This is a genomic window from Brucella sp. IR073 (genome assembly GCF_049065735.1).
Lineage (GTDB): Bacteria > Pseudomonadota > Alphaproteobacteria > Rhizobiales > Rhizobiaceae > Paramesorhizobium.
On the sequence record NZ_JBAKHD010000009.1, the window covers coordinates 111,901 to 134,824 of the forward strand.

Here is a 22,924-nt window from a genome sequence, read left to right on the forward strand (position 1 = left end):
CCATGGCCGGTCTTGCAACCTATCGGGCGAAGCGCAATTTCGGTGTGACGCCGGAACCCAAGGGGCAGGAGGCGGAGACGGCGGGGAACGCCTATGTCATCCAGAAGCACGCTGCGCGCCGCTTGCATTATGATCTGCGGCTGGAATTGGACGGTGTTCTCAAAAGCTGGGCGGTGACGCGCGGGCCCAGCCTTGTGCCCGGCGAGAAGCGGCTGGCGGTCGAGGTGGAAGACCATCCGCTCGAATATGGCGATTTCGAAGGCACCATCCCCAAGGGTGAATATGGCGGCGGAACGGTCATCGTTTGGGATCACGGGACGTGGACGCCCATTGGTGATCCGGAGAAGGGCCTTGCCAAGGGGCATCTCGAATTCGAGCTCCACGGCGAAAAGCTGCATGGGCGCTGGCATTTGATCCGCATGGCGCATCGGCGCGGCGAAAAACGCACCAACTGGCTGCTGATCAAGGGCGAGGATGAGGCGGCGCGGCCCGAAAGCGCGCCTGACATTCTGGAAGAGCGCCCGGAATCGGTGAAAACAGGCCGGGTGGTCGAGGACGTGGCGGGCGAGGCGCCGGGCTGGTCGTCGAAAACGGGGAAGATCGAGCGCGACGAGCCGGAGAAGCAGCTTCCTGACCCCGCGACGATCAAGGGCGCGACGAAAGCGCCGCTGCCTAAATTCATCGAGCCGGCGCTTGCCACGCTCGTCCCTAAGCCGCCTTTGGGCGAAGGGTGGATCCACGAGATCAAGTTCGACGGATACCGGCTGCAGGCCCGCATCGAAGCGGGGCGGGTCAAGCTCATCACCCGCGGCGGTCTCGATTGGACGAAGAAATTCGGCAAGGAGGTCATCGAGGCGCTGGGCGACCTGCCGGTGGGCACGGCGCTGATCGATGGCGAACTGGTGGTGGAGACGAACACCGGCGCTTCCGATTTCTCCGCGCTGCAGGCGGATCTGAGCGAGGGGCGCACGGACCGTTTCGTCTTCTATGTCTTCGATCTCCTCTATCTCGACGGCTATGACCTGCGGTCGCTGCCGCTCATCAAGCGCAAGCAAGTGCTGGAAGCGTTGGCTGGACCGGGGGGCAAGGTGCGCTACAGCTCCCATTTTACAGAAGAGGGCGATGTCGTGCTCAAGTCCGCTTGCCAGCTGGGGCTGGAGGGCATCGTCTCCAAGCGGCGGGACGCGCCCTATCGGTCAGGGCGCGGCCGGGACTGGACCAAGGCAAAATGCATCCACCGGCAGGAATTCGTCATCGGCGGCTATGTCCCGTCCACCACCTCGCGCAAGGCCATCGGCTCGCTGGTGATGGGTTATTACGAGGACGGCAAGCTCATCCATGTCGGGCGGGTGGGGACAGGGTTCACCGCCTCAGTCGCCGAAGATCTCTATCGCCGGCTGGAGCGGATACGCATTCCCTCGAGCCCTTTTGCGGAGAAGCTGACGGCGGAAGAGGCAAGGGGTGTTCGTTACGTCAAGCCCGTTGACGTCGCGGAGGTGGAATTTCGCAGCTGGACCGGCGCCGGCAATATTCGCCACGCCTCTTTCCGGGGCCTGCGTGAGGATAAACCAGCGGAGAGCGTCGTGCGCGAAACATTCGGGACCATGCCGAGGCCGGCAGCAGAAATGCGCTCAGGAGAGAGAGAAGCCAAGGTCCGGCTTACCCATCCCGACCGTATTTATTGGCCTGCCGAGGGTGTCACCAAGCAGGGCCTTGCGGATTACTACACGGAGGTTTGGCCGCATATGGAGCCTTTCGTCGTCGGGCGACCGCTTGCGCTCCTGCGCTGCCCGGAGGGAATCGACGGCCATTCCTTCTTCCAGAAACACGCATGGAAAGGCCTCGACCCGAACATCGTGCTTGTGAAGGACCCCAAGGATAAAGCGGGCGAGGCGCTCATCAGTATCGATGATCTCGACGGGCTGATCGGCCTCGTGCAGGGCGCGGCGCTGGAAATCCACCCCTGGGGCTCGACGGTCGAGGATTGGGACCATCCCGATATGATCGTGATGGACCTCGATCCGGGAGAGGGGGTGCCGTGGAAGGCTGTCATCGAGGCTGCCGCAGACGTGCGGGACCGGCTCATTCAGGCGGGGCTCAACCCTTTTCTCAAGACCTCGGGCGGCAAGGGGCTGCATGTGGTGGCGCCGCTCGCCCCCAAGGCCAACTGGACGGTGGTGAAGGCCTTTACCAAGGCGCTCGCCGACTCCATGGCGGCTGATAGCCCCGAGCGCTACGTCTCGACCATCACCAAATCCAAGCGGCGCGGGAAAATCCTGGTCGACTATTTGCGCAACCAGCGCGGCTCCACCGCGATTGCGCCCTATTCCACCCGTGCGCGCCCTGGCGCAGCGGTCTCCGCCCCCCTCAGTTGGGATGAACTCAGTCCCGATATCGGCCCCGCCCACTTCACCGTGCTCAACATGCCAACCCGGCTTGCGGCCTTGAGCGAAGACCCGTGGGACGGTTTTCGGGACGCGGCGGTGCCGCTGGAGGCGAAGAAGAAAAGGCGGAAGGGGGGGTAAGCTCTACCGTTTCTTCCCCTTCGCTTCCTTCGAAACGCTTTTCCGTAGCGCATCCATGATGTTGATGACATTGTCCGGCCGTTGCGGCTCCGGCTCGTCCTTCGCTTTGGCGGGTTTCTTCCGGCCTTTTTTCTTTGCCGAGATGATGTCGAGGAGGCGATCCTGCACGGGGTCCTTGACCAGCGAAGGGTTCCATGACCGCGTGCGCTCTTCGATCAGTTGCTTGACGAGCGGCATCAGTTCCTTGTCGGCAGGCACGTCTTCGGCTTTCTGGAAATAGACCGCCGGCTCGCGGACTTCATCGCCATAGCGCAATGTCCATAGCACGATGCCTTTCCCTCGCGGCTCCAGCATGACCGCGCGCTCGCGGCGATAAAGGACGAGGCGGGAAATGCCGACCGTATCGGTCGCGGACATCGCATCGCGGATGACGGAGAATGCCTCTTCGCCGACCGGATCGTCGGGCGTAAGGAAATGCGGCGTGTCGTACCAGACCCAGTCGATGCTGTCGCGCGGGACGAACATGTCGATATCGATGGTGCGCGTGCTCTCGAGCGCCACGGATTCGAGCTCTTCATCCTCGAGGATGACGTAATCGTCCTCTCCGGTCTGGTACGCCTTGACCTCGTCGTCCTCCTCGACCGGCTTTTCGGTGACCGCATCGACATATTGGCTGACGACGCGGTTGCCGGTCTTGCGGTTCAGGGTATGGAAGCGGACTTTCTCGTTCTCGGACGTCGCCGGGCTCATCGCGACCGGGCAGGTCACCAGCGACAGTTTCAGATAGCCTTTCCAGTAGGTGCGGCGAGCCATGGGAAACCTCACGAACCGGAGGGCAACGGCTTGCCAGGCCGTTGGTTCCATGAAACCGCTAGTTTTTGGCCGCCGCTTCCGGCTCTTCGGCGAGCAGGATGGGCGCCGGCTCGGATGGGGCCACGGAAGGCGGCTGGGCGACACCGCGCTTTTCCTCGCGGATGAAGGTGAACAGGCCGGAGATGATGATAAGGATAATGCCGATCAGCATCGGCAGGTCGATGGTGTCGTGGAAGACGAAATAGCCGAAGAGAATGGCCCAGATCATCTGGCTGTATTGCGGGGAGGCGATGGCGCTGGCCGGCGCGTGCTGCGCGGCAAACATGAGGAGAATGTTGGCCAGCGCCGCAAGAAGGCCATATCCTGCAAGATATAGCCATTGTGTTACCGAGGGATTGCCATAGTTCACGGACATTAGGAGCCCGCAAATGACGATTGGACCGAACAAACCGCTCGAATAGAGCGTGATACGCTTCTCGTATTTGCCCATCACGCGGAAGATGACGATGCCGACCGCGCCGCTGAAGCCGCCAAAGAGCGCGCCCAGATGACCGATGGAGAGTTCCCGGAAGCCGGGCCGCAGCACGATCAATACCCCGATGAAGCCGATGACGACCGCAGACCATCTTCTCCATCCAACCTGCTCCTTGAGGAACATCACGGAGAGAATTGTCACAAAGGCTGGTAAAAGAAAGATGAGCGCAAAGGCCTCCGCCATGGAGAGATGGGTAAAGGCGACGACGCTGCCAAGCACGCCCGTGGCCGAGGTGACGGTGCGCAACAGCCACAAGGGCTTGTTCCGGGTGATGAAGATATCGCGCCATTCCTCATCCGCCTTCTTCACGAAAGGCAGCGCCGCCAGCCCGAACACGGCACCGAAAAAGGCGATCTCGTAGGGCGAAAGCGTGCCGTCGATGAGCTTGACGCAGGCGTCCGAGAACGCGAAGGCCGCATAGGAGGCAAAGGCCAGGATGATACCGTACATCATGACGGGGTTCCGGTGAGGAAGAAAGCGTGAGGCAATGGAACGCGGCAAATCAGGCGCAGCTGGGGCATAGCCAATTTTTTGCGCTGCGACAAAGATAAAATGCGCAAATCAAATCCGTGTGATGACGCAATAATATTGCTTTTGAAGGCTCTTAAATAAACTTGCCTTTCGGAAAAAATTGGCATTTCCTTGGCTTATACAACCAATAATGGGACTTCTGAAAAGAAGGGGAACAACAATGATGTACTCGAAGCTCAATCTGCGAACTGCCGTCCTGCTCGGCTCGCTCCTCCTTGGTGCGAGCCCCGCGCTCGCCGAAGCCGTGCTGCATCGCGGCAATGCCGGGGAGCCGCAGACGCTCGATCAGGCGCATACGTCGATCGATGTCGAATCCTTCATCCTCAACGACCTCTATGAAGGGCTGGTCGTCTATGACGCCGGCGGCAAGGTCGTGCCCGGCGTGGCTGAAAGCTGGACCGTTTCCGACGACGGCACGGTCTATACATTCAAGCTCCGGCCGAATGCGAAATGGTCCGACGGCTCGCCCGTGACGGCCGAGGATTTTGTTTTCTCTCTCCGGCGCATCGAAGATCCGAAGACCGCATCCGGCTATGCCAACATTCTTTACCCGATCAAGAACGCCCAGAAGGTGAATAAGGGCGAAATGCCGGCCGATCAGCTCGGCGTCAAGGCGCTGGACGACAGGACTCTCGAAATCACGCTCGAACAGCCGACGCCGTTTTTCCTCGAGCTTCTGACGCATGAGACGGCGCTGCCGGTCAACAAGGCGAGCGTCGAGAAGAACGGCGCAAACTTCGTGAAGCCGGGCGTCATGGTCTCCAACGGCGCATTCAAGCTCGCCGCCCATGTGCCGAACGACAGCATCACCGTGGTGAAAAACCCTGAATATTGGGACGCGGCCGATGTGAAGCTCGATAAGGTCATCTTTTATCCCATCGACGATCAGGCGGCTTCCGTTCGCCGGTTCGAGGCGAAGGAGATGGACATCGCCTACAATTTCTCGGCCGACCAGATCGAGCGCCTGCGCAAGGCCTATGGCGATGGGGTGCATGTCTCGCCGTCGCTTTCGACCTATTATTACACTTTCGACACGCGCCAGGAGCCGTTTAACGATGTGCGCGTCCGCCGCGCGCTGTCGATGGCTGTCGACCGTGATTTCCTGGCCAAGGAAATCTACAGCGGCTCGCAGCTTCCCTCCTATTCGATGGTCCCTCCCGGCATGGCGAGCTATGGCGAACCCTCCAAGGCTGATTTCGCCGATAAGCCTCAGCTCGACCGTGAGGACGAAGCGATCAAGCTGATGAAGGAAGCGGGCTATGGCGAGGGCGGCAAGCCACTCAACATCGAAATCCGCTACAACACCAACCCGAACCATGAGCGCGTGGCGACGGCGGTTGCCGATATGTGGAAGAACACGTTCGGCGCCAAGGTAACGCTCAACAATCTCGATATTTCGTCGCACTACGCCTATCTGCAGGAAGGCGGCAAATACAATGTCGCGCGTGCCGGCTGGGTTGCCGATTACGCGGATGCCGAAAACTTCCTGGCGCTCAGCACCAGCGACAACAAGACCTTCAATTACAGCAAATACAGCAATCCGGACTATGACGCCCTCATGAAGAAGTCATTTGAGGAGCGGGACCCGGCAGCACGATCGAAAATCCTGCACGAAGCCGAAGCCCTTCTCATGAAGGACCAGCCGATTGCGCCGTTGATGACGCAGGCCGACCTCTGGCTGGTGTCGTCGCGGGTCAAGGGCTGGCAGGACAATGCGGTCAATTCGCATCTGAGCAAATATCTGAGCATCAGCGAGTAAGAGGCGTCCGACCCGTTCTGGACCGTTGCGGCGGTGGATAGGGAGAGGCATGGATTCCTGTGACAAGCACAGGAATGACGGGAATAGGCTCCCTGGCAGCTGAATTCCGCCTCTTTCGCCGAACGCAACGGTTCTCGTCAGAGCGTCAACCTCTCCCCGTCATTCCTGTGCTTATCACAGGAATCCATGCCTCAACGGCGGAGCTGGCGCGACGGTCCTCTTACGATCATTGACGTATCAGAGTGCATGCCATGCTGCTTTTTGTCCTCCGCCGATTGGCGAGCGCCGTGCCGACATTGTTCATCGTCGTCACGCTGTCTTTCTTCCTCATGCGGTTTGCCCCCGGCGGCCCGTTCAATCTCGAACGGCCGCTCCCGCCGCAGACCATGGAAAACCTGATCAAGACCTATCACATGGACGATCCGCTCTGGCAGCAATATCTGACCTATCTCAGCAATATCGTCAGGGGCGATTTCGGGCCGAGCTTCATCTACAAAGACAATTCGGTTGCCGAGCTGATCGGCAAGGGCCTACCTTATTCTATTGAGCTTGGCTTTTATGCGCTGCTGCTCGCGCTTGTCGGCGGCGTACTCGCGGGTACGGTTGCGGCGCTCCGGCAGAACAGCGCCCTCGATTTCATCATCATGTCGATTTCGACCATAGGCGTGACGGTGCCGAATTTCGTCGTCGGCCCGGTGCTGACGCTGATCTTCGCCATCGTGCTCGCCTGGCTTCCTGCCGGCGGTTGGGGTGACGGGTCGCTGCGCTTCCTCATCCTGCCGATGATCGCGCTGGCGCTGCCGCAGCTTGCCGTCTTTGCGCGACTCACGCGCGGCTCGATGATCGAAGCGCTCAACACCGACCATATCCGCACCGCCAAAGCCTATGGATTACCGGCGAAAAGCGTCGTCATCACCCATGCGATGCGCGGGGCGATGCTGCCGGTCGTCTCCTATCTCGCGCCATGCGCCGCTGCGCTGCTGACGGGTTCGGCGGTGGTGGAGACGATCTTCACCATTCCCGGCGTCGGGCGCTATTTCGTGCTGGGCGCGATCAACCGTGACTATACGCTGGTCATGGGCACCGTGATCCTCATCGCCATCTTCGTCATCGTCTTCAATCTGATCGTGGATATCCTCTACGGCCTTCTCGATCCGCGGGTGCGCCATGACTGACATTGCTCATTCACCACTGCCGGAAACCAGAAGCCGCAGCCTGTTCCAGCTCGCTTTCCTCCGCTTCCGGCGCAACCGCGCTGCCATGTCGGGCTGCGTCATGCTGGCACTGATCGCGCTGTTCTCGTTTTTGGGACCGCATTTCATCAGCCATAGCTACGATCAGGTCTTCCCGTCCTATGTGCTGACGCCGCCGAGCCTGGAGCCGCGGCCGGACACATCGACCCTGCAGGATGTGATGGAGAGCGTCGCCGGACGGGCGCGCGTCAAGCTTGAGAAATTCGAGCTCGACGGGCAGACCTTCACCGCGACCGTCACCTCGGACCGCCCCATCGATCCGCGCACCGTGCGCTATTTCGACCGCGCCAACGAGTTCCGCGATACGACCGTGACCGGGACCGGCGATGACAGTAAGTCGATGACGCTCACCGGCAAGGTCAACCGTGAATATTTCCCCTTCGGCACCGACAGCAATGGCCGCGACCTTCTCGCCCGCGTCATGCTCGGCGGGCAAGTTTCGATTGCGGTCGGGCTGCTGGCGAGCCTCGTCTCGCTGGGGCTCGGCGTCGTTTACGGTGCCACGTCGGGCTATATCGGCGGACGCGTCGACAATGTCATGATGCGGCTGGTCGAAATCCTCTATTCGCTGCCCTTCGTGTTTCTCGTCGTCGTCCTCGTCGTGTTCTTCGGGCGCAGTTTCATCCTGATTTTCCTCGTCATCGGTGCGGTCGAATGGCTCGACATGGCCCGCATCGTGCGCGGGCAGACGCTGGCGCTGAAAAGGCGCGAGTTCATCGGCGCGGCGGAAGCGCTGGGGCTGACGGACTGGCAGATCATCCGCCGTCACATCATCCCCAACACCATCGGCCCCGTCATCGTCTTCGTCACTGTCGTGGTGCCGAAGGTGATCCTGCTCGAAAGCTTCCTGTCCTTCCTCGGCCTCGGCGTGCAGGCGCCACTCACCAGCTGGGGTGTGTTGATCTCTGACGGCGCCAACAACATCCAGTCTGCGCCCTGGCTGCTGATTTTCCCGGCCATCTTCTTCGTCGTCACGCTGTTTTCGCTCAATTTCGTCGGCGATGGCCTGCGCGATGCATTCGACCCGAAGGACCGCTGACATGACGGAAGAAACCGAAACCATCCTGGCGGTTCGCGGCCTGAAGGTCAATTTCTCCACGCCTGACGGCACGGTGGAGGCGGTCAAGGGCATCGATCTCAATGTGCGTGCGGGTGAAACCCTCGCCATCGTCGGCGAATCCGGGTCGGGCAAGAGCCAGACCATGATGGGCATTATGGGCCTGCTCGCCCGCAATGGCGCAGCGAGCGGCTCCGCCCGCTATCGCGGCCAGGAGTTGATCGGCCTGCCGCTGAAGGCGCTCAACAAGGTGCGCGGCTCAAAGATCACCATGATCTTTCAGGAGCCGATGACCTCGCTCGATCCGCTCTATACCATCGGACGGCAGATCGCCGAGCCCATCGTGCATCATCGCGGGATGGGTTTCAAACAGGCCAGGACGCGTGTTCTGGAACTTCTGCAACTCGTCGGCATCCCGGAGCCTGAGCGGCGAATCGATTCATATCCGCACGAGCTCTCCGGCGGCCAGCGGCAGCGGGTGATGATCGCCATGGCGCTCGCCAATGAGCCGGATTTGCTCATCGCCGACGAGCCGACGACGGCCCTCGACGTCACCATCCAGGCGCAGATTCTCGATTTGCTGCGCTCGCTGCAGCAGCGTTTCGGCATGGCCATTGTGCTCATCACGCATGATCTCGGTATCGTCCGCCATTTCGCGGAGCGGGTGGTGGTGATGCGGCGTGGCGAGGTGGTGGAAGAGGGCGCGACGGCCGATATCTTCGAACGCCCGCAGGCCGATTACACCAGAATGCTCCTCGACGCGGAGCCGAGCGGCCGCAAGGAGCCGGTCCCAGCCGATGTGCCTGTCATGCTGGAGGGGCGGAACGTCACGGTCGATTTTTCGCTCGGCACCGGGCTGCTGGGCCGCTCCACCGTCACCTTCCGCGCGGTCGATGGCGTGACCATCCGGCTCCGCCAGGGCCAGACCATCGGCATTGTCGGCGAATCCGGGTCGGGTAAATCGACGCTTGGCCGCGCCTTGCTCAAGCTCATCAAGGGCAGCGGCTATTACCGCTTCGGCGAGACCGATATTTCCGGCTTCGACCGCTCCGCCATGCGCCCTTTACGCCGGGAGTTGCAACTGGTGTTCCAGGACCCTTACGGCTCGCTTTCGCCGCGCCGGACGGTTGGCGAAATCATCACCGAGGGTTTGTTCGTTCACGAGCCGGGCCTGAGCAAACAGGAGCGGGACAGACGCGCTGCCACGGCGCTACAGGAAGTCGGCCTCGATCCCGAAACGCGCAATCGCTATCCGCACGAATTCTCCGGCGGCCAGCGCCAGCGCATCGCCATCGCCCGGGCCATGATCCTGAAGCCGAAGGTGGTGATCCTCGACGAGCCGACCTCGGCGCTCGACCGCTCGGTGCAGGGACAGGTGATCGACCTCCTGCGCAATCTCCAGGCGACCCATGGCCTCTCCTACATCTTCATCAGCCACGACCTCTCGGTGGTGAAGGCCATGGCGGATTATGTGGTGGTGATGAAGGGCGGACGCATCGTGGAGGAAGGCGAGACGGACGCCATCTTCGCCGCGCCCCAGGCCGCCTATACCAAGGCGCTGATCGGCGCGGCGTTCAATATTTGAACTAACCCATTAAAATAGTAGGATTTTCAGTCATTCCGCATCACGGCGCGGGCGGGAAATTCTTCCGCCTGGCTCCCTTTAAATAGCATATTTTACACGCTGGACAGTTGTATTCAGCGAATCTATTCTTTTATTCAATCGGCCCTTTAGTGAATAATGCTTGAAGTTGATCTTCTTCAACAATATTCCGAAATCGAAAAAGGCTCCCCGCCGTCATGAACAAGCATTTGACGCATCTCGAGCGTCTTGAAGCAGAGGCGATCCATATCTTTCGTGAGGTCGCTGCCGCCTTCGAAAATCCCGTCATGCTCTATTCGGTGGGCAAGGATTCCTCCGTCATGCTGCATCTGGCGATGAAGGCATTCTATCCGGCAAAGCCGCCTTTTCCCTTTCTCCATGTCGATACGACCTGGAAATTCCGTGAGATGATCGCGTTTCGCGACCTCCAAGCGCGGGAACTAGGGTTCGAATTGCTGGTCCATATCAACGAGGACGGCGTCAGGCAGGGGATCAATCCGTTCATCCACGGCTCCAACACCCATACCCACATCATGAAGACTGTCGCGCTTCGGCAGGCGCTCGACAAATACGGTTTTGACGCGGCTTTCGGCGGCGCGCGGCGCGACGAGGAGAAATCCCGCGCCAAGGAGCGGATCTTCTCCTTCCGCAACGCCAGTCACGGCTGGGATCCGAAGAACCAGCGCCCGGAAATGTGGAAGATCTATAACACGCGCATAAACAAGGGCGAGTCCATCCGCGTATTTCCGCTGTCGAACTGGACCGAGCTCGATATCTGGCAATATATCCTGAAAGAGAACATTCCGATCGTGCCGCTTTATTTCGCTGCGCCCCGCCCGGTGGTGGAGCGCGACGGGATGCTGATTATGGTCGATGACGACCGCATGGAATTGAAATCAGGCGAGCGGGTGGAGGAGCGGATGGTGCGGTTCCGCACGCTCGGCTGTTATCCGCTGACCGGCGCGATTGAATCGCATGCGGCGACGCTCTCCGAAATCGTCGGCGAAATGCTCACCGCCCGCACCTCCGAGCGGCAGGGTCGTCTCATCGACAAGGACGAGGCGGGCTCGATGGAAAAGAAGAAGCGCGAGGGATATTTCTGATGAACCAGATCGTTCTCGATTCCGGTACGGACGACGTCCTCGCCTTCATGGCGGATCAGGAAAAGAAATCCCTCTTGCGCTTCCTGACCTGCGGCTCGGTGGATGACGGCAAGTCGACGCTGATCGGACGGCTGCTCTACGACACCAAGCTGCTCTTCGAGGACCAGCTTGCCGTCTTGCAGAACGATAGCCGCAAGCACGGCACCAATGGCGGCGACATCGATTTCGCGCTGCTGGTGGACGGGCTGGAGGCGGAGCGCGAGCAGGGCATCACCATCGACGTCGCCTACCGCTTTTTCGCCACGCCGAAGCGCAAGTTCATCGTCGCCGATACGCCGGGGCATGAGCAATATACCCGCAACATGGCGACGGGGGCCTCGACAGCCGATCTCGCCATCGTGCTTGTTGACGCCCGTCAGGGCATTCTTACTCAGACGCGGCGGCATAGTTTCATCGCCTCGCTGCTCGGCATTCGGCATATCGTGCTGGCGGTCAACAAGATCGATCTCGTCAACTATTCGCAAGACGTCTTCGAGCGGATCGTGGCGGAGTACCGCGCCTTTGCCGATAAGCTCGGCTTCGCCACCATCCAGCCGATCCCGATTTCAGCCCGCTATGGCGACAACGTCACCCTCAAATCGTCGAAACTCGACTGGTATGACGGCCCGGCGCTGCTGCCCCATCTCGAAACCGTTGCGCTCGATGATAAAAATACCGGAACACCGTTCCGTTTCCCTGTGCAATATGTGAACCGGCCCGACCAGAACTTTCGCGGCTTCGCCGGCACGGTCGCTTCCGGCACCATTGCGGTGGGAAGCCCGGTGGTGGTCGCCAAGTCAGGCAAAGCGTCTCGGGTCAAGCGCATCGTGACGATGGATGGCGATTTGCAGGAGGCTGTCGAGGGGCAGGCCGTCACCATCGTGCTTGATGACGAGGTGGAGGTCTCGCGCGGCAATATGCTGGTCGCGCCCGAGAACCGCCCCGACGTCGCCGACCAGTTCGCGGCGCATCTGGTCTGGTTCGGCGAGGAGCCGATGATACCGGGCCGCTCCTATCTGATCCGGACGGAGACCGATCACGCGAGCGTCACCATCACCGATCTGAAGCACCGCATCGACGTCAACAGCTTCGCCGAGGAAGCGGCGAAGAGCCTCGCTCTCAACGAGGTGGGCGTCTGCAATCTCTCCACCGGCGAGCCGATTGCCTTCGACCCCTATGGCAAGAACCGCTCCACCGGCTCCTTCATCATCATCGACCGCATGACCAATGCGACGGTCGGCGCCGGCATGATCGACTTCGCGTTGCGCCGCGCGTCGAATGTGCATTGGCAGGCGCTGGATGTCGACAAAAAGGCCCGCGCGGCGCAGAAGCATCAGCGCCCGGCGGTGCTCTGGTTCACCGGCCTATCCGGCTCGGGAAAGTCCACCATCGCCAATCAGCTGGAGCGGCATCTCCATTCGCTCGGCAAGCACACTTACATCCTCGATGGCGACAATGTCCGCCACGGCCTCAACCGCGACCTAGGCTTCACAGCGGAGGATCGGGTGGAAAACATCCGCCGCGTCGGCGAGGTGGCGAAGTTGATGGCGGATGCGGGGCTCATCGTGCTCGTCTCTTTCATCTCCCCCTTCCGCGCCGAGCGGCAACTGGCGCGCGAGCTCATGGATGAGGGCGAGTTCATCGAGATCTTCGTCGATACGCCCATCGAGGAATGCATCAAGCGCGATCCGAAGGGACTCTATGCCAGGGCGCTTGCCGGCGAGATCAGGAATTTCACCGGGGTGGATTCCCCCTATGAACGGCCTGATAACCCCGAGATACATCTGACGACATCAGGAACAACAACCGAGGAACTGGTGGTGAAAATCGAGAAATACCTCGCGGAGCAGAGCATCATCGGCGATTATTCCACCGAATCCTGGTCGATCTGATGAACACCATTTCCCATATCGCAATCGCGCCTGGTGCTCTTCTCTCCGTCATGGAGCGCGCGGCCATCGAGGCCGGCCGCGCCATCATGGAGATTTATGATGCCGGTTTCGATGTTTGCCTGAAGGATGACGGTTCGCCGGTGACTGAGGCCGACAAGGCGGCGGAAGCGATCATTCTGGCAGCGCTGCGCGCGGCGACGCCCGATATCCCCATCGTGGCCGAGGAGGAATCCTCCGAGGGGAGGGCGCCCGCCCATCCGGGCGACCGCTTCTATCTCGTCGATCCCCTGGACGGTACGCGCGAGTTCATCAGCCGGAACGGCGATTTCACCGTCAACATCGCCCTGATCGAGCAAGGCGTCCCGGTTCTGGGCGTCGTCTACGCACCGGCGCGGGGGGTGCTTTTTACCGGCGGACCTGATGGGGCAAGGGAAGCGGCCATCGCCGATCGTTTGGCAATGGCTTATCGCCCGATTGCGATCCGTGATTGCCCGGCCCGGATGATCGCTGTCGCCAGCCGCTCGCATTCCACGCCTGAAACGGACGATTATCTCGCCGGGCTCGATATCGCCGAACGGGTGTCCGTTGGCTCCTCGCTGAAATTCTGCCTGCTGGCGCGCGGCGAAGCGGACATTTACCCGCGCTTCGGCCCCACCATGGAGTGGGACACCGCGGCGGGCGATGCGGTGCTCCGCGCCGCAGGCGGCAGGACCTGGACGCTGGACGATTGCCCGCTCACCTACGGAAAAAGCGGCTTTGCCAATCCGTTCTTCGTCGCCCGCGGCGCCAATCCGGCACACCGTTAAAATCAGCCCCCGCTCGTCAACGCGCCATTTACGCGTCCTCGCTAAGGAGGAACAAGGGCTGTAGGGCGTACGGGCATATGGGGCACAACAAACAACAAGACGGGCGACGGAACCTCGCCGCGGCATTTCTGCGGGACCGGTCGGGCGCGATTGCGATCCTGGCGGCATTGGCGCTGCCGGTGGTGATCGGGTTTGTCGCGCTTTCGGTGGAATATGGCCATGGCCTTCTAAAGAAGGTCGAAAACCAGCGCGTGGCCGATGTCGCGGCTTATGCCGGTGCGCTCGCCTATGTCTCCAGCAATTCGGAACCGGACATGGTTGCTGCGGCGCGAAGCGCGGCTGCGCTCAACGGCGTCGCGCCCGATGATGTGGCAGTGGCGCTCGTCGCGTCGCCCAAGGACCCCGCCAGCAAGGCGGTGAGCGCAACGGTCACGACCCGAAAGCCGCTGTTTCTCGCCCCGGTGCTGGGTGCGGAGCGGACGTTGAGCATCGGCGCACAGGCGTTTGCTTCCATCGCCAAGCCGAGTACTGGCTGCATCGTGGCTCTCCGAGAGGGCGGAGCGGGGATCGAGCTCTCAGGCGGCACCAGCGTCGAATGCGAACTGGTCGCTTCGAATGCTGGTATCAAGGCGCCATGCGGGACGATGATCAAAGCCGAGAGTGTTACCTATTACGGCGATAGGGAACCCGAGCCCTGCCAATGGACCGCCAATATCGTTGAGAAGGACGGAAAAACCGCCGCGCCGGTCTCGAAGCAGAAGACCGACGATCCGCTGAAGGATAATAGCGCGGTGAAGAATTTTGACGGCACGTTCGATGCGATGCGCAAAGATTCTTGGCCGAGCCTGTCCTTCTCCGGTACGGGGCCGGATTTCAAATTCGGAAGTGACACACCTTCCACGATCGCGCAAAATATAGGTGTCATCGGCTGCACCTATGATAAGGCGAATTACAGCCAGTACTACATGGCCCAATGGGAAATCATCTGCCCGGAAAAGACGATCAATATCGGGTCTATCGAGTTGTCGGGAAGCCAGAAGGTCGTGTTCAAGATCGTTGACGATCCAAATACCGACCAGGTCCCTGTTTTCAATATATCCGGCCGCATCGTCACCAAGAATAACGGCATGACCCTGACCTTCGGGCGCGCCGACTTCAACATTGCCAAGGGCGTGAAAGGTGACGGCATAAGTTTCGTGGCTGGGACTTTCCGGATCGGCGCCTATCAGCCTGAACCGGCAAATGCATATGATAGCTGCACAGGGTACAGCATTTGCAGCACCGGCAAAATCACATTCGGCGATCCGAGCTCGTCCATATCGAGCAAGTTCACCCTTGCCGGGGGGATATCCGCGAGCGGCGGCGCAACGCTCACCCTCGGCTCGCCGCGTTCCGAAGGCAACAGCTATATCATCAACGCCGCGGGCAAGGGCGATGCCCTCAGGATCGACGGTGGGGGGACGATCAAGCTCGCCGATGCTACCGCCAATAACGGCGTCTTCCGTGTCAACGGCAAGATCAATGGCGGCGGTGGCGGAAGCTGCATCGTTTTCCCCGCTGCCGCGCGCCACGATATCTTTGGTGACGTCGATTTCGCGGGTGCCGTCCAGCTCGGAGCAGGCCTCTATGTGATCGACGGATATTTCGCCGCCGGCACCGGTGGCGCCAGCTGCGAAGGGAAGGGGGCGATCTATGGCGAGGATGTGACGCTGTTCATCTCGGGCAGAAATACCATAGCGCGCTGCAACGGCCAGGTGCTTTGCCTCGACGGCGGCAATGGCATCAGCCTCGCCGCACCGAAGTCCGGCCCTTATGCCGAATTGGCGGTCGTCGGTCCCCAATCCGCTGATATCACAGCCGGCGTGACGGTTACCGCCGGCGGGAGCGGCAAGCTTTCCGGCGCGTTCTATTTCCCCAACGGGCCGATCAGCATGGGCGGAGGCGCGACGCTCGGCAGCTCCACCGATTGCACGCAGCTCATCGGCACGAGCATCAAGCTCGAAGGCGGGGCGAAGATGATGTCGAAATGCACGGGAGCGGCCAGCAAAGGCAAGGTGGCGCTGATCCAATGAAGACTGTTCTGCACACTGCCCGCAAGTTTGTCCGGCGCTTTCTGGTGCGCGAGAAGGATGGCGCGTCGGCCGTCGAATTCGCTGTTATCGCGCCGGTTTTCGTGCTGATCCTTGCCGGGAGCCTCGATCTCGGCATGGTCATCTATGCGCGCTTCAAGCTCGATTCCGCCGTTTCGAGCGGGGCAAGCTATGCGCTGACCAATGCGAGCATGGTCACCTCAACGCAAGGCAACGACCTCGCCAACAAGATCGCGGCGCTGATTGCGGCGCGAGCGAGCAATGCCACGGCAAGTGTGACCGTCAACAATGGCCCCAACGCCAATTTCGAAAACGGCATCATCAAGGCCAGCAGGCAATCGCAGGCCGCCGACAGATGCTATTGCCCGACGGGGAATGCGCAATCGCTCGTCTGGGGCGCCGAGAAGCAATGCGGCGCGGTCTGCCCGGATGGAGCGCGCGCGGGCAAGTTCGTCGCCATTTCCGTAGAGCAGCCCTACCAGCCGATCTTTTCGGGCTATGGCTTCATCGATGATGATACGATTTCATCCGCAACCGTGGTGAGAACCGAATGAAACGGCGCTTGAGACTTTTCTGGAGGTCGGAGAGCGGGGTGGCTGCCATCGAGGCGGCGCTCGTCCTACCGGTCTTCCTCCTGCTGCTGTTCGGCATCATCGAGTTCGGGCGGCTGTTCTGGGCAAGCCATGCCCTGCAGGAAACGGCCACAGTTACCGCGCGCTGCATGGGGCTGCCGCAGATCGAGTGCAGCCGGAATGGGACTTATGACGCGGCGCTGGCCCGTGAATTCGCGAAAAACACGTCACTGGGCTGGTATATCGTACTGAACCCCGCATCCATCACGCTCGATCGTGATGCCGAATGTCAGGGGATCGACGGGTTTTCCTCGGTGGCGCTCGAATATGAGTTTCAAACTGTCGTGCCGAAGCTGATCGAAGCGCTGGCGGGAGGGACGGCCCTCAGGGCGTCGGCGTGTTATCCTAATCAGTAGGTTTTTCTTAATGATGGGGACGCTGGGACCCCACCCAATCACCCCATTCCCAAGTGCAAATTGTGTTGGCGGAATCGCGAGGCAACCCCCCTCTGCCCTGCTGGGCATCTCCCCTTCAAGGGGGGAGATTAGCCTTCATCGGTGCTTGGCACCAATCGCAAACGTCGCAGAATGAAGGCGGAGGGTAGCGTCAGCCAATCTCCCCCCTTGAGGGGGAGATGCCCGGCAGGGCAGAGCGGGGTGCTGTCCCGCCGAGGCTTCCGTTTAAAAACTCTAAGCCTTCAACCGATACCCCGTCCTGAATATCCACCATACCGCAGCCAGGCAGAGCGCGAGGAAGACCAGGACCATCGTGATGCTCACCCCGACGCTCACATCAGCCGTCTCGTAAAAACTCCAGCGGAAGCCGCTGATCAGATAAAGCACGGGGTTGAAGAGCGTCACGTCGCGCCAGAAAGGCGGCAGCATGTGGATGGAATAGAAGGAGCCGCCGAGAAAGACGAGCGGGGTGACGATGAGCAGCGGGATCAGTTGCAGCTTCTCGAAATTGTCGGCCCAGATGCCGATGATGAAGCCGAACAGGCTGAAGGTCACCGCCGTCGCGACGAGAAAGAACACCATCCAGAAGGGATGGCGGATTTCGATGGGGACGAAGAGCCAGGCCGTGGCGAGGATGATGACGCCTAATATCAGCGATTTCGTCGCCGCCGCGCCGACATAGCCGATGACGATCTCGACGAAGGAAATGGGCGCTGACAGCACCTCGTAGATCGTGCCGACGAATTTTGGGAAATAGATGCCGAAAGAGGCGTTGGAGATGGAGTTCTGCAGCAGCGTCAGCATCATCAGGCCCGGCACGATGAAGGCGCCATACTGCACGCCCTCCACTTCCTGAATGCGGCCGCCGATTGCCGAGCCGAACACTACGAAATAGAGCGAGGTGGAGAGCACCGGCGAGACGACGCTCTGGAGGAGCGTGCGGCGCATGCGCGCCATTTCGAAGAGATAGATCGCCTTGATGGCTTCGAAATTCATCGGGCTTCCTCCACGAGGCTGACGAAGATGTCTTCGAGCGAGCTCTGTTTGGTGTCGAGATCTTTGATAGAGATGCCGGCGCGGTTCAAATCGGCCAGCAGCGAGCCGATGCCGGTGCGCGCGGCCTGCGTGTCGTAGCGGTAGATGAGGCGGCGTCCGTCGTCCTCGAGGTCGAGATCGTAGGCGGAGAGCGTCTCGGGCAGGGCGGCTATGCTTTCGCCAAGCTCCAGTGTGAGCTGCTTCTTGCCGAGCTTGCGCATCAGCTCCGCCTTTTCCTCGACGAGGATCAGCCGGCCCTTGTTGATGACGCCCACCCGGTCGGCGATTTCCTCGGCCTCTTCGATATAGTGCGTGGTGAGAATGATGGTGGTGCCGTTTTCGCGCAGCCGCCGGACGAGCTGCCACATATCCTTGCGCAGCTCCACATCGACGCCGGCGGTGGGTTCGTCCAGGAACAGGATCTTCGGCTCATGGGCCAGCGCCTTGGCGATCATGACGCGCCGCTTCATGCCGCCCGAGAGCTGCATGATCTTGTTGTCCTTCTTGTCCCAAAGCGAGAGGTCTTTCAGGATACGCTCGCAGAGCGCCTTGTCCGGCTTCTTGCCGAAGAGGCCGCGGCTGTAATTGACCGTCGCCCATACGGTCTCGAAGGTTTCCACATGCAGCTCCTGCGGCACGAGACCGATGAGCTGCCGGGCGGCACGATAATCCCTGATGATGTCGTGGCCCTGAATGGCGACAGTGCCTGTGCTCGGGTTGACGATACCGCAGACGATGGAGATGAGCGTCGTCTTGCCGGCGCCGTTCGGCCCCAGAAGCGCAAGAATCTCGCCGTCGCGTATGTCGAGATCGACCCCATGAAGGGCAGTGAAGCCCCCTTCATAGGTCTTCGAGAGATTGGAGATGGATATGGCGTTTGGCATGGGACCGCGGCTGAAAGGAAGGGAATGGGAGCGCTGAACGGAACGCATGAGGCGCGCCCCGCCAAGGCTGGCCACATATAGGGTAATTGCCTGATGCTTGCCATAGCTGGCGGAAGACAGGCGACATTTCCTGACAGGATGGTGGGGTTATATAAATTGCATTTTGACGGAATCGCGAGGCACCCCCCTCTGCGCTGCCGGGCATCTCCCCCTCAAGGGGGGAGATTAGCTGATACGACCCTCCACCTACATTCTGCGATGTATGTGATTGATGCCACAGGTCGATGAAGGCGTACTCTCCCCCCTTGAGGGGGAGATGCCCGGCAGGGCAGAGGGGGTGCTGCCCCGCAGATGCTTCCGTTTAAAAACAAAGATGGGCCGCAAGCTCCCTTGCGGCTTCCTCAAGGCTGGCTGAGTTGTCGATCCGGATGAAGCGGCGCACGGAAGAGGGAATGTCGCATTCCACGTCCCGCGCTATCCGCTCGCGGATGCTTGCCTCGGTCTCGCGTCCTCGCCTCACCAGGCGTTCGGCGCGGATTTCGGGCCGTGCGGTTATTTCGACGACATCGAGAACAGGAAAAGCGCTCGCAGCATCCATGATCATGCGGCGGGAAATGTTGGCCACAATGATGTGTCCGGCCTGCATTTCCGCTTCGATCACACGGGGCAGACCGTAATGGAGCCCGTGGGCTTGCCAGCTAAGGCAGAATTCGCCGCGCGCCGCCGCAGCGTGAAAGGCGGCTTCGTCCAGCGTGTCATGATCTTCCAGCGCCTTGTCCGCCATGCGCGTTACCACGCGGCGAGCGAAGCGGATATCCGTCCGCCCAGCAAGCAGCGCGCGGGCCTCGCGCATCAGCGTGTCCTTGCCGGCGCCGCTCGGGCCGACGATGGCGACGAACGCGCCATGCGGCACTTTTAAAGACTCAGGCGACACGCTTTCCCTCCCGCCAGACGCCCGCGACATAAGGCGGACGCCCGGCTTCCGCCCGTACGCGCACCAGATCTGCGCGGCGGCCCACCTCTATCCGCCCGCGGTCGTCGAGCTTTGCCGCGCGGGCCGGATTGTCCGAAACGAGGCGTATCGCCGAGGGCAGGTCGAGAATGTGCTTTTCCGCCAGCAGGAACACCGCCTGCAACAGGCTGAACGGCACGTAATCGGAGGAGAGAATGTCGAGCGCGCCGTTTTCAAGCAGTTCCAGCGCCGAAATATTGCCGGAATGGGACCCGCCGCGCACGACATTGGGGGCCCCCATCAGCACCTGCAGTCCCCCTTCGCGCGATGCGAGGGCGGCGTCGATGGTGGTGGGGAACTCCGCCAGCGTAACGCCGAGTTCGATGCCCTCAGCCACATGCTCCACTGTCGCGTCATCATGCGAGGCGATGGCGATCGACTGGCCATGGCAGCGCTCGGCGATGAGCCGCCGGTTGCGCGGGGAGTTCGCCTCGCTTTCCGCGATGCGCCTTTCGCTGAAACGGGCGAATTCCTCGTCGCTGAGCTTCTTCTTGCCTTGATAATAGATCCGGTAGGCTTCCAGATTGACGAACTGCCGTTGACCCGGCGCGTGATCCATCAGCGATGCCAGCCGGATGCGGTCATTGGCCTTCATCGTGTCGAAATGATCGACCACGTCGGCCACCGAAACCTCGCAGCGCAGATGAATGAAGTGTTCCGCGCGCAGCCGCTTGCCCGCATGGGCGGCGGAAATGGTGTCCGCCATGGCCGACATATCGGCGGCCCGCAACTCCGTGTCGCCATCGAGCCCCACCCGCAAGGCATCGAAGACCGTGGTGATGCCTGAGGTGGCGATCTGCCCGTCATGGGCCTGCAGCGCCGCGTTCATATCCCAGCGCACCCTGGGGCGCGGCTGGAAATGCGTCTCCAGATGATCCGTATGCAGCTCCACACAGCCGGGAATGAGATAATCGCCCTCGAAATCCGTACCCGCAGAGGAACCGCCGGCGGAGATGTCGCTGATTAGGCCGTCACGAACGAGCACGGAGCCGTGCATGACGCGGTCGGGTAGGACGATGTTGCAGTTGGAAAAGACGGTTTCGTCATTCATGGTCGGATATCCGGCTGGGGGGAAGAGGGAGATTTCGAGATCAGATCACCAGCTTGCGCAATTGCTGCGACAAGAGGTCCATCAGGGTGACGGTGAGGACGACGAGGATCAGGATGGCCGCCGCCTGCGAATAGTAGAAGCCGCGGATCGTCTCGAACATCACCTGCCCGATGCCGCCCGCGCCGATGAGGCCGAGAACGGTGGCCGAGCGGATGTTGGATTCGAGCCGGTAAAGCGAGAAGGAAATCCAGAGCGGCAGCACCTGCGGGATGACGCCGAAGATCACCTGCTGCACCCGCGAGGCGCCGGTCGTGCGGATCGCCTCGACCGGGCGCGGGTCGATGGCCTCCACCGCCTCGGAAAAGAGCTTGGCGAGAATGCCCGTCGTGTGGATGAACAGCGCCATCACCCCGGCGAACGGGCCGAGGCCCACCGCGACGACGAATAAGACGGCGAACACCACCTCGTGGATGGCGCGGAAGAAGTCCATGAGCCGTCGGACGGGATGGCGTATCCACCAGGGCGCCATATTGTTCGCCGAGAGAATGCCTGATGGAACCGACAGGACCACGGCGAGGAAGGTGCCCCAGAGCGCGATCTGGACCGTGACGACGATTTCGCCGAAATAGTACCGCCATTCCGAGAAATCGGGCCGGAGGAAGCCGCGCGCATATTGCGCCATGTTCCCGGCATCGGTGAAAAGGAAGATCCAGCGGTCCATCTCGGCCGGTTTCCAGCTCAATGCCAGCGCTAGAACCACGCCAGCCAGCAAGAGGAGATTGCGGTAACCGCCACGGTCCTCGGGCACGGATTTTGGCTCCGCACTTGCCGCCGATGTCAAATCGCTCATTGCATCCGCTCCATTCTAAAAAAGGCGGGCTGTCGTCAGCCCGCCCGCGTTGCGAGTAGGGATCAGCCGTTCGTCAGCTTGGCCAACTCCGCTTCATACCCGGCCTTCTCCTCGGTCAGCTTCTTGATCTTCGCGGCCTTTTCTTCGGCGCTGAGCTTGGTGTCGCCTTCTGCCTGGCCGATGGCCTTGGTCAGTTCCATAACGCGGATGGGGAGAAGCTGGTTATCGTCGGAGGCGCGGAAGGGCGCCCATTTGAGGCCGGCGAGGACTTTCTTCTCCTCCTCGGCATTGCCGGTCGATTTTTCGGTGCCGTAGGTCAGGAAGAAGTCGCGGATCTTCGCCTTCGCCTCTTCCGGCAGATCCTTGCGCCACACGAGCGGATCGGACGGGATCAGCGGCGAGCGCCAGATCTCCCGGATTTTCGCATAGGCTTCCGGGTTGTTTTCCTTGATCAGCGCCATGTTCTCGGTGTTGTTGGCGGCGGCGGCGACTTGGCCGTTGGCGACGGCCATGGCGTTGGTTTCGTGATTGGCGTTGGTCACGTTCTTGAAGCATTTCTTCGGATCGATGCCGTTCTTCGCGAAGACGAAGGTCATCGGCACGAGATAGCCTGACGTGGAGTTGACGTCGCCCAGCCCGAAATTGAGGCTGTGATCGCATTTCAGCACGTCATCGATGGTCTGGAGCTTGGAATCCTTGGGCACGATAACCAGAGACCAATAGCCCGGCTCGCCGCCGACGGGCACGCTCTGGGCGAATATCTGGCCATCGGCGCGGTCGACCGCTTCCATTGCCGATTTGTTGCCGTACCAGGCGAGCTGCACCTTGTTGAAGCGCATGCCTTCGATCACGCCGGCATAATCGGAGGCGAAGAACGGCTTGACGTCGAGGCCGGTCTTCTTCTTCATGTCGTCGAGAAGCGGCTGCCATTTGGTCTTCAGATTCTGCTGGGACTCCGTGGAGATGATGCCGAAATTGATCGTCTCGGCGAGCGCCGCGGAGGTCATGCTGAAGGCGACGGACATCGCCGCCATGCTTTTCAGTATAGCGTTCATCTGT

Annotated in this window: 19 protein-coding genes; 11 read left to right on the forward strand and 8 right to left on the reverse strand. The window is 61.0% G+C overall.

Annotation, left to right across the window (positions count from 1 at the left end):
* The first annotated feature begins 2 nt into the window (after window positions 1–2).
* Complete coding sequence (gene ligD, locus ACOWVG_RS17160) at window positions 3–2,525, forward strand: DNA ligase D (RefSeq protein ID WP_420963549.1); 2,523 nt, start codon at window positions 3–5, stop codon at window positions 2,523–2,525.
* Window positions 2,526–2,528: 3 nt separating this feature from the next.
* On the opposite strand, the gene ACOWVG_RS17165 is transcribed toward ligD, so the two are convergent.
* On the reverse strand, window positions 2,529–3,338 hold the full coding sequence (locus ACOWVG_RS17165; RefSeq protein WP_420963550.1) for a Ku protein: 810 nt from the start codon (window positions 3,336–3,338) through the stop codon (window positions 2,529–2,531).
* Between the two features lie 58 nt (window positions 3,339–3,396).
* Window positions 3,397–4,326 carry a DMT family transporter gene (locus ACOWVG_RS17170; protein WP_420963551.1) on the reverse strand — a complete coding sequence of 310 codons (930 nt, stop codon included), beginning with the start codon at window positions 4,324–4,326 and terminating at the stop codon, window positions 3,397–3,399.
* 238 nt (window positions 4,327–4,564) lie between these two features.
* On the opposite strand from ACOWVG_RS17170, the gene ACOWVG_RS17175 reads away from it, so the two are divergent.
* From ACOWVG_RS17175 to ACOWVG_RS17220, 10 genes are all read left to right on the forward strand, one after another.
* Complete coding sequence (locus ACOWVG_RS17175) at window positions 4,565–6,163, forward strand: peptide ABC transporter substrate-binding protein (protein ID WP_420963552.1); 1,599 nt, start codon at window positions 4,565–4,567, stop codon at window positions 6,161–6,163.
* A 251-nt stretch (window positions 6,164–6,414) separates the two neighbouring features.
* Entirely contained in the window at window positions 6,415–7,338 is a 924-nt protein-coding gene (gene oppB / locus ACOWVG_RS17180; protein WP_420963553.1) for an oligopeptide ABC transporter permease OppB, read from the forward strand.
* The gene (locus ACOWVG_RS17185; RefSeq protein ID WP_420963554.1) at window positions 7,331–8,455 is read left to right on the forward strand and encodes an ABC transporter permease; all 1,125 of its coding nucleotides are present in this window, start codon (window positions 7,331–7,333) and stop codon (window positions 8,453–8,455) included. Before oppB ends, ACOWVG_RS17185 begins: the two co-directional genes overlap by 8 nt.
* A 1-nt stretch (window position 8,456) precedes the next feature.
* Entirely contained in the window at window positions 8,457–10,058 is a 1,602-nt protein-coding gene (locus ACOWVG_RS17190; protein ID WP_420963556.1) for an ABC transporter ATP-binding protein, read from the forward strand.
* 215 nt (window positions 10,059–10,273) lie between these two features.
* Window positions 10,274–11,179 (forward strand): sulfate adenylyltransferase subunit CysD, encoded by a 906-nt coding sequence (gene cysD, locus ACOWVG_RS17195; RefSeq protein ID WP_420963557.1) that lies wholly within the window; start codon window positions 10,274–10,276, stop codon window positions 11,177–11,179.
* Window positions 11,179–13,110 carry a sulfate adenylyltransferase subunit CysN gene (gene cysN / locus ACOWVG_RS17200; protein WP_420963559.1) on the forward strand — a complete coding sequence of 644 codons (1,932 nt, stop codon included), beginning with the start codon at window positions 11,179–11,181 and terminating at the stop codon, window positions 13,108–13,110. The genes cysD and cysN overlap by 1 nt, the downstream gene beginning before the upstream one ends.
* Window positions 13,110–13,916, forward strand: a complete 807-nt coding sequence (gene cysQ, locus ACOWVG_RS17205) for a 3'(2'),5'-bisphosphate nucleotidase CysQ (RefSeq protein ID WP_420963560.1) — start codon at window positions 13,110–13,112, stop codon at window positions 13,914–13,916. The genes cysN and cysQ overlap by 1 nt, the downstream gene beginning before the upstream one ends.
* Before the next feature lie 77 nt (window positions 13,917–13,993).
* Window positions 13,994–15,988 (forward strand): pilus assembly protein TadG-related protein, encoded by a 1,995-nt coding sequence (locus tag ACOWVG_RS17210; protein WP_420963561.1) that lies wholly within the window; start codon window positions 13,994–13,996, stop codon window positions 15,986–15,988.
* On the forward strand, window positions 15,985–16,560 hold the full coding sequence (locus tag ACOWVG_RS17215) for a TadE/TadG family type IV pilus assembly protein (protein WP_420963562.1): 576 nt from the start codon (window positions 15,985–15,987) through the stop codon (window positions 16,558–16,560). The genes ACOWVG_RS17210 and ACOWVG_RS17215 overlap by 4 nt, the downstream gene beginning before the upstream one ends.
* Before the next feature lie 38 nt (window positions 16,561–16,598).
* Entirely contained in the window at window positions 16,599–16,994 is a 396-nt protein-coding gene (locus tag ACOWVG_RS17220; protein ID WP_420963563.1) for a TadE/TadG family type IV pilus assembly protein, read from the forward strand.
* Between the two features lie 273 nt (window positions 16,995–17,267).
* On the opposite strand, the gene ACOWVG_RS17225 is transcribed toward ACOWVG_RS17220, so the two are convergent.
* The 6 genes from ACOWVG_RS17225 to phnD all read right to left on the reverse strand — a co-directional run bounded on the left by ACOWVG_RS17225 (window position 17,268) and on the right by phnD (window position 22,920).
* Entirely contained in the window at window positions 17,268–18,029 is a 762-nt protein-coding gene (locus ACOWVG_RS17225) for an ABC transporter permease (RefSeq protein ID WP_420963564.1), read from the reverse strand.
* Window positions 18,026–18,952: an ABC transporter ATP-binding protein gene (locus ACOWVG_RS17230; protein ID WP_420963565.1), complete on the reverse strand. Its 927-nt coding sequence runs from the start codon at window positions 18,950–18,952 to the stop codon at window positions 18,026–18,028. Before ACOWVG_RS17230 ends, ACOWVG_RS17225 begins: the two co-directional genes overlap by 4 nt.
* A gap of 361 nt (window positions 18,953–19,313) precedes the next feature.
* Window positions 19,314–19,886 carry a phosphonate metabolism protein/1,5-bisphosphokinase (PRPP-forming) PhnN gene (phnN, locus tag ACOWVG_RS17235; RefSeq protein ID WP_420963566.1) on the reverse strand — a complete coding sequence of 191 codons (573 nt, stop codon included), beginning with the start codon at window positions 19,884–19,886 and terminating at the stop codon, window positions 19,314–19,316.
* Window positions 19,876–21,015 carry an alpha-D-ribose 1-methylphosphonate 5-triphosphate diphosphatase gene (locus tag ACOWVG_RS17240; RefSeq protein ID WP_420963567.1) on the reverse strand — a complete coding sequence of 380 codons (1,140 nt, stop codon included), beginning with the start codon at window positions 21,013–21,015 and terminating at the stop codon, window positions 19,876–19,878. The genes phnN and ACOWVG_RS17240 overlap by 11 nt, the downstream gene beginning before the upstream one ends.
* A 40-nt stretch (window positions 21,016–21,055) precedes the next feature.
* Window positions 21,056–21,865: a phosphonate ABC transporter, permease protein PhnE gene (gene phnE / locus ACOWVG_RS17245; RefSeq protein WP_420963568.1), complete on the reverse strand. Its 810-nt coding sequence runs from the start codon at window positions 21,863–21,865 to the stop codon at window positions 21,056–21,058.
* Window positions 21,866–21,927: 62 nt separating this feature from the next.
* Window positions 21,928–22,920: a phosphonate ABC transporter substrate-binding protein gene (gene phnD, locus ACOWVG_RS17250; RefSeq protein WP_420963569.1), complete on the reverse strand. Its 993-nt coding sequence runs from the start codon at window positions 22,918–22,920 to the stop codon at window positions 21,928–21,930.
* Window positions 22,921–22,924 lie beyond the last annotated feature (4 nt).

Coding starts and splice junctions, on each gene's coding strand:
- ligD (WP_420963549.1), top strand. CDS start 3: ATGGCCGGTCTTGCAACCTATCGGGCGAAGCGCAATTTCGGTGTGACG.
- ACOWVG_RS17165 (WP_420963550.1), bottom strand. CDS start 3,338: ATGGCTCGCCGCACCTACTGGAAAGGCTATCTGAAACTGTCGCTGGTG.
- ACOWVG_RS17170 (WP_420963551.1), bottom strand. CDS start 4,326: ATGATGTACGGTATCATCCTGGCCTTTGCCTCCTATGCGGCCTTCGCG.
- ACOWVG_RS17175 (WP_420963552.1), top strand. CDS start 4,565: ATGATGTACTCGAAGCTCAATCTGCGAACTGCCGTCCTGCTCGGCTCG.
- oppB (WP_420963553.1), top strand. CDS start 6,415: ATGCTGCTTTTTGTCCTCCGCCGATTGGCGAGCGCCGTGCCGACATTG.
- ACOWVG_RS17185 (WP_420963554.1), top strand. CDS start 7,331: ATGACTGACATTGCTCATTCACCACTGCCGGAAACCAGAAGCCGCAGC.
- ACOWVG_RS17190 (WP_420963556.1), top strand. CDS start 8,457: ATGACGGAAGAAACCGAAACCATCCTGGCGGTTCGCGGCCTGAAGGTC.
- cysD (WP_420963557.1), top strand. CDS start 10,274: ATGAACAAGCATTTGACGCATCTCGAGCGTCTTGAAGCAGAGGCGATC.
- cysN (WP_420963559.1), top strand. CDS start 11,179: ATGAACCAGATCGTTCTCGATTCCGGTACGGACGACGTCCTCGCCTTC.
- cysQ (WP_420963560.1), top strand. CDS start 13,110: ATGAACACCATTTCCCATATCGCAATCGCGCCTGGTGCTCTTCTCTCC.
- ACOWVG_RS17210 (WP_420963561.1), top strand. CDS start 13,994: ATGGGGCACAACAAACAACAAGACGGGCGACGGAACCTCGCCGCGGCA.
- ACOWVG_RS17215 (WP_420963562.1), top strand. CDS start 15,985: ATGAAGACTGTTCTGCACACTGCCCGCAAGTTTGTCCGGCGCTTTCTG.
- ACOWVG_RS17225 (WP_420963564.1), bottom strand. CDS start 18,029: ATGAATTTCGAAGCCATCAAGGCGATCTATCTCTTCGAAATGGCGCGC.
- ACOWVG_RS17230 (WP_420963565.1), bottom strand. CDS start 18,952: ATGCCAAACGCCATATCCATCTCCAATCTCTCGAAGACCTATGAAGGG.
- ACOWVG_RS17240 (WP_420963567.1), bottom strand. CDS start 21,015: ATGAATGACGAAACCGTCTTTTCCAACTGCAACATCGTCCTACCCGAC.
- phnE (WP_420963568.1), bottom strand. CDS start 21,865: ATGAGCGATTTGACATCGGCGGCAAGTGCGGAGCCAAAATCCGTGCCC.
- phnD (WP_420963569.1), bottom strand. CDS start 22,920: ATGAACGCTATACTGAAAAGCATGGCGGCGATGTCCGTCGCCTTCAGC.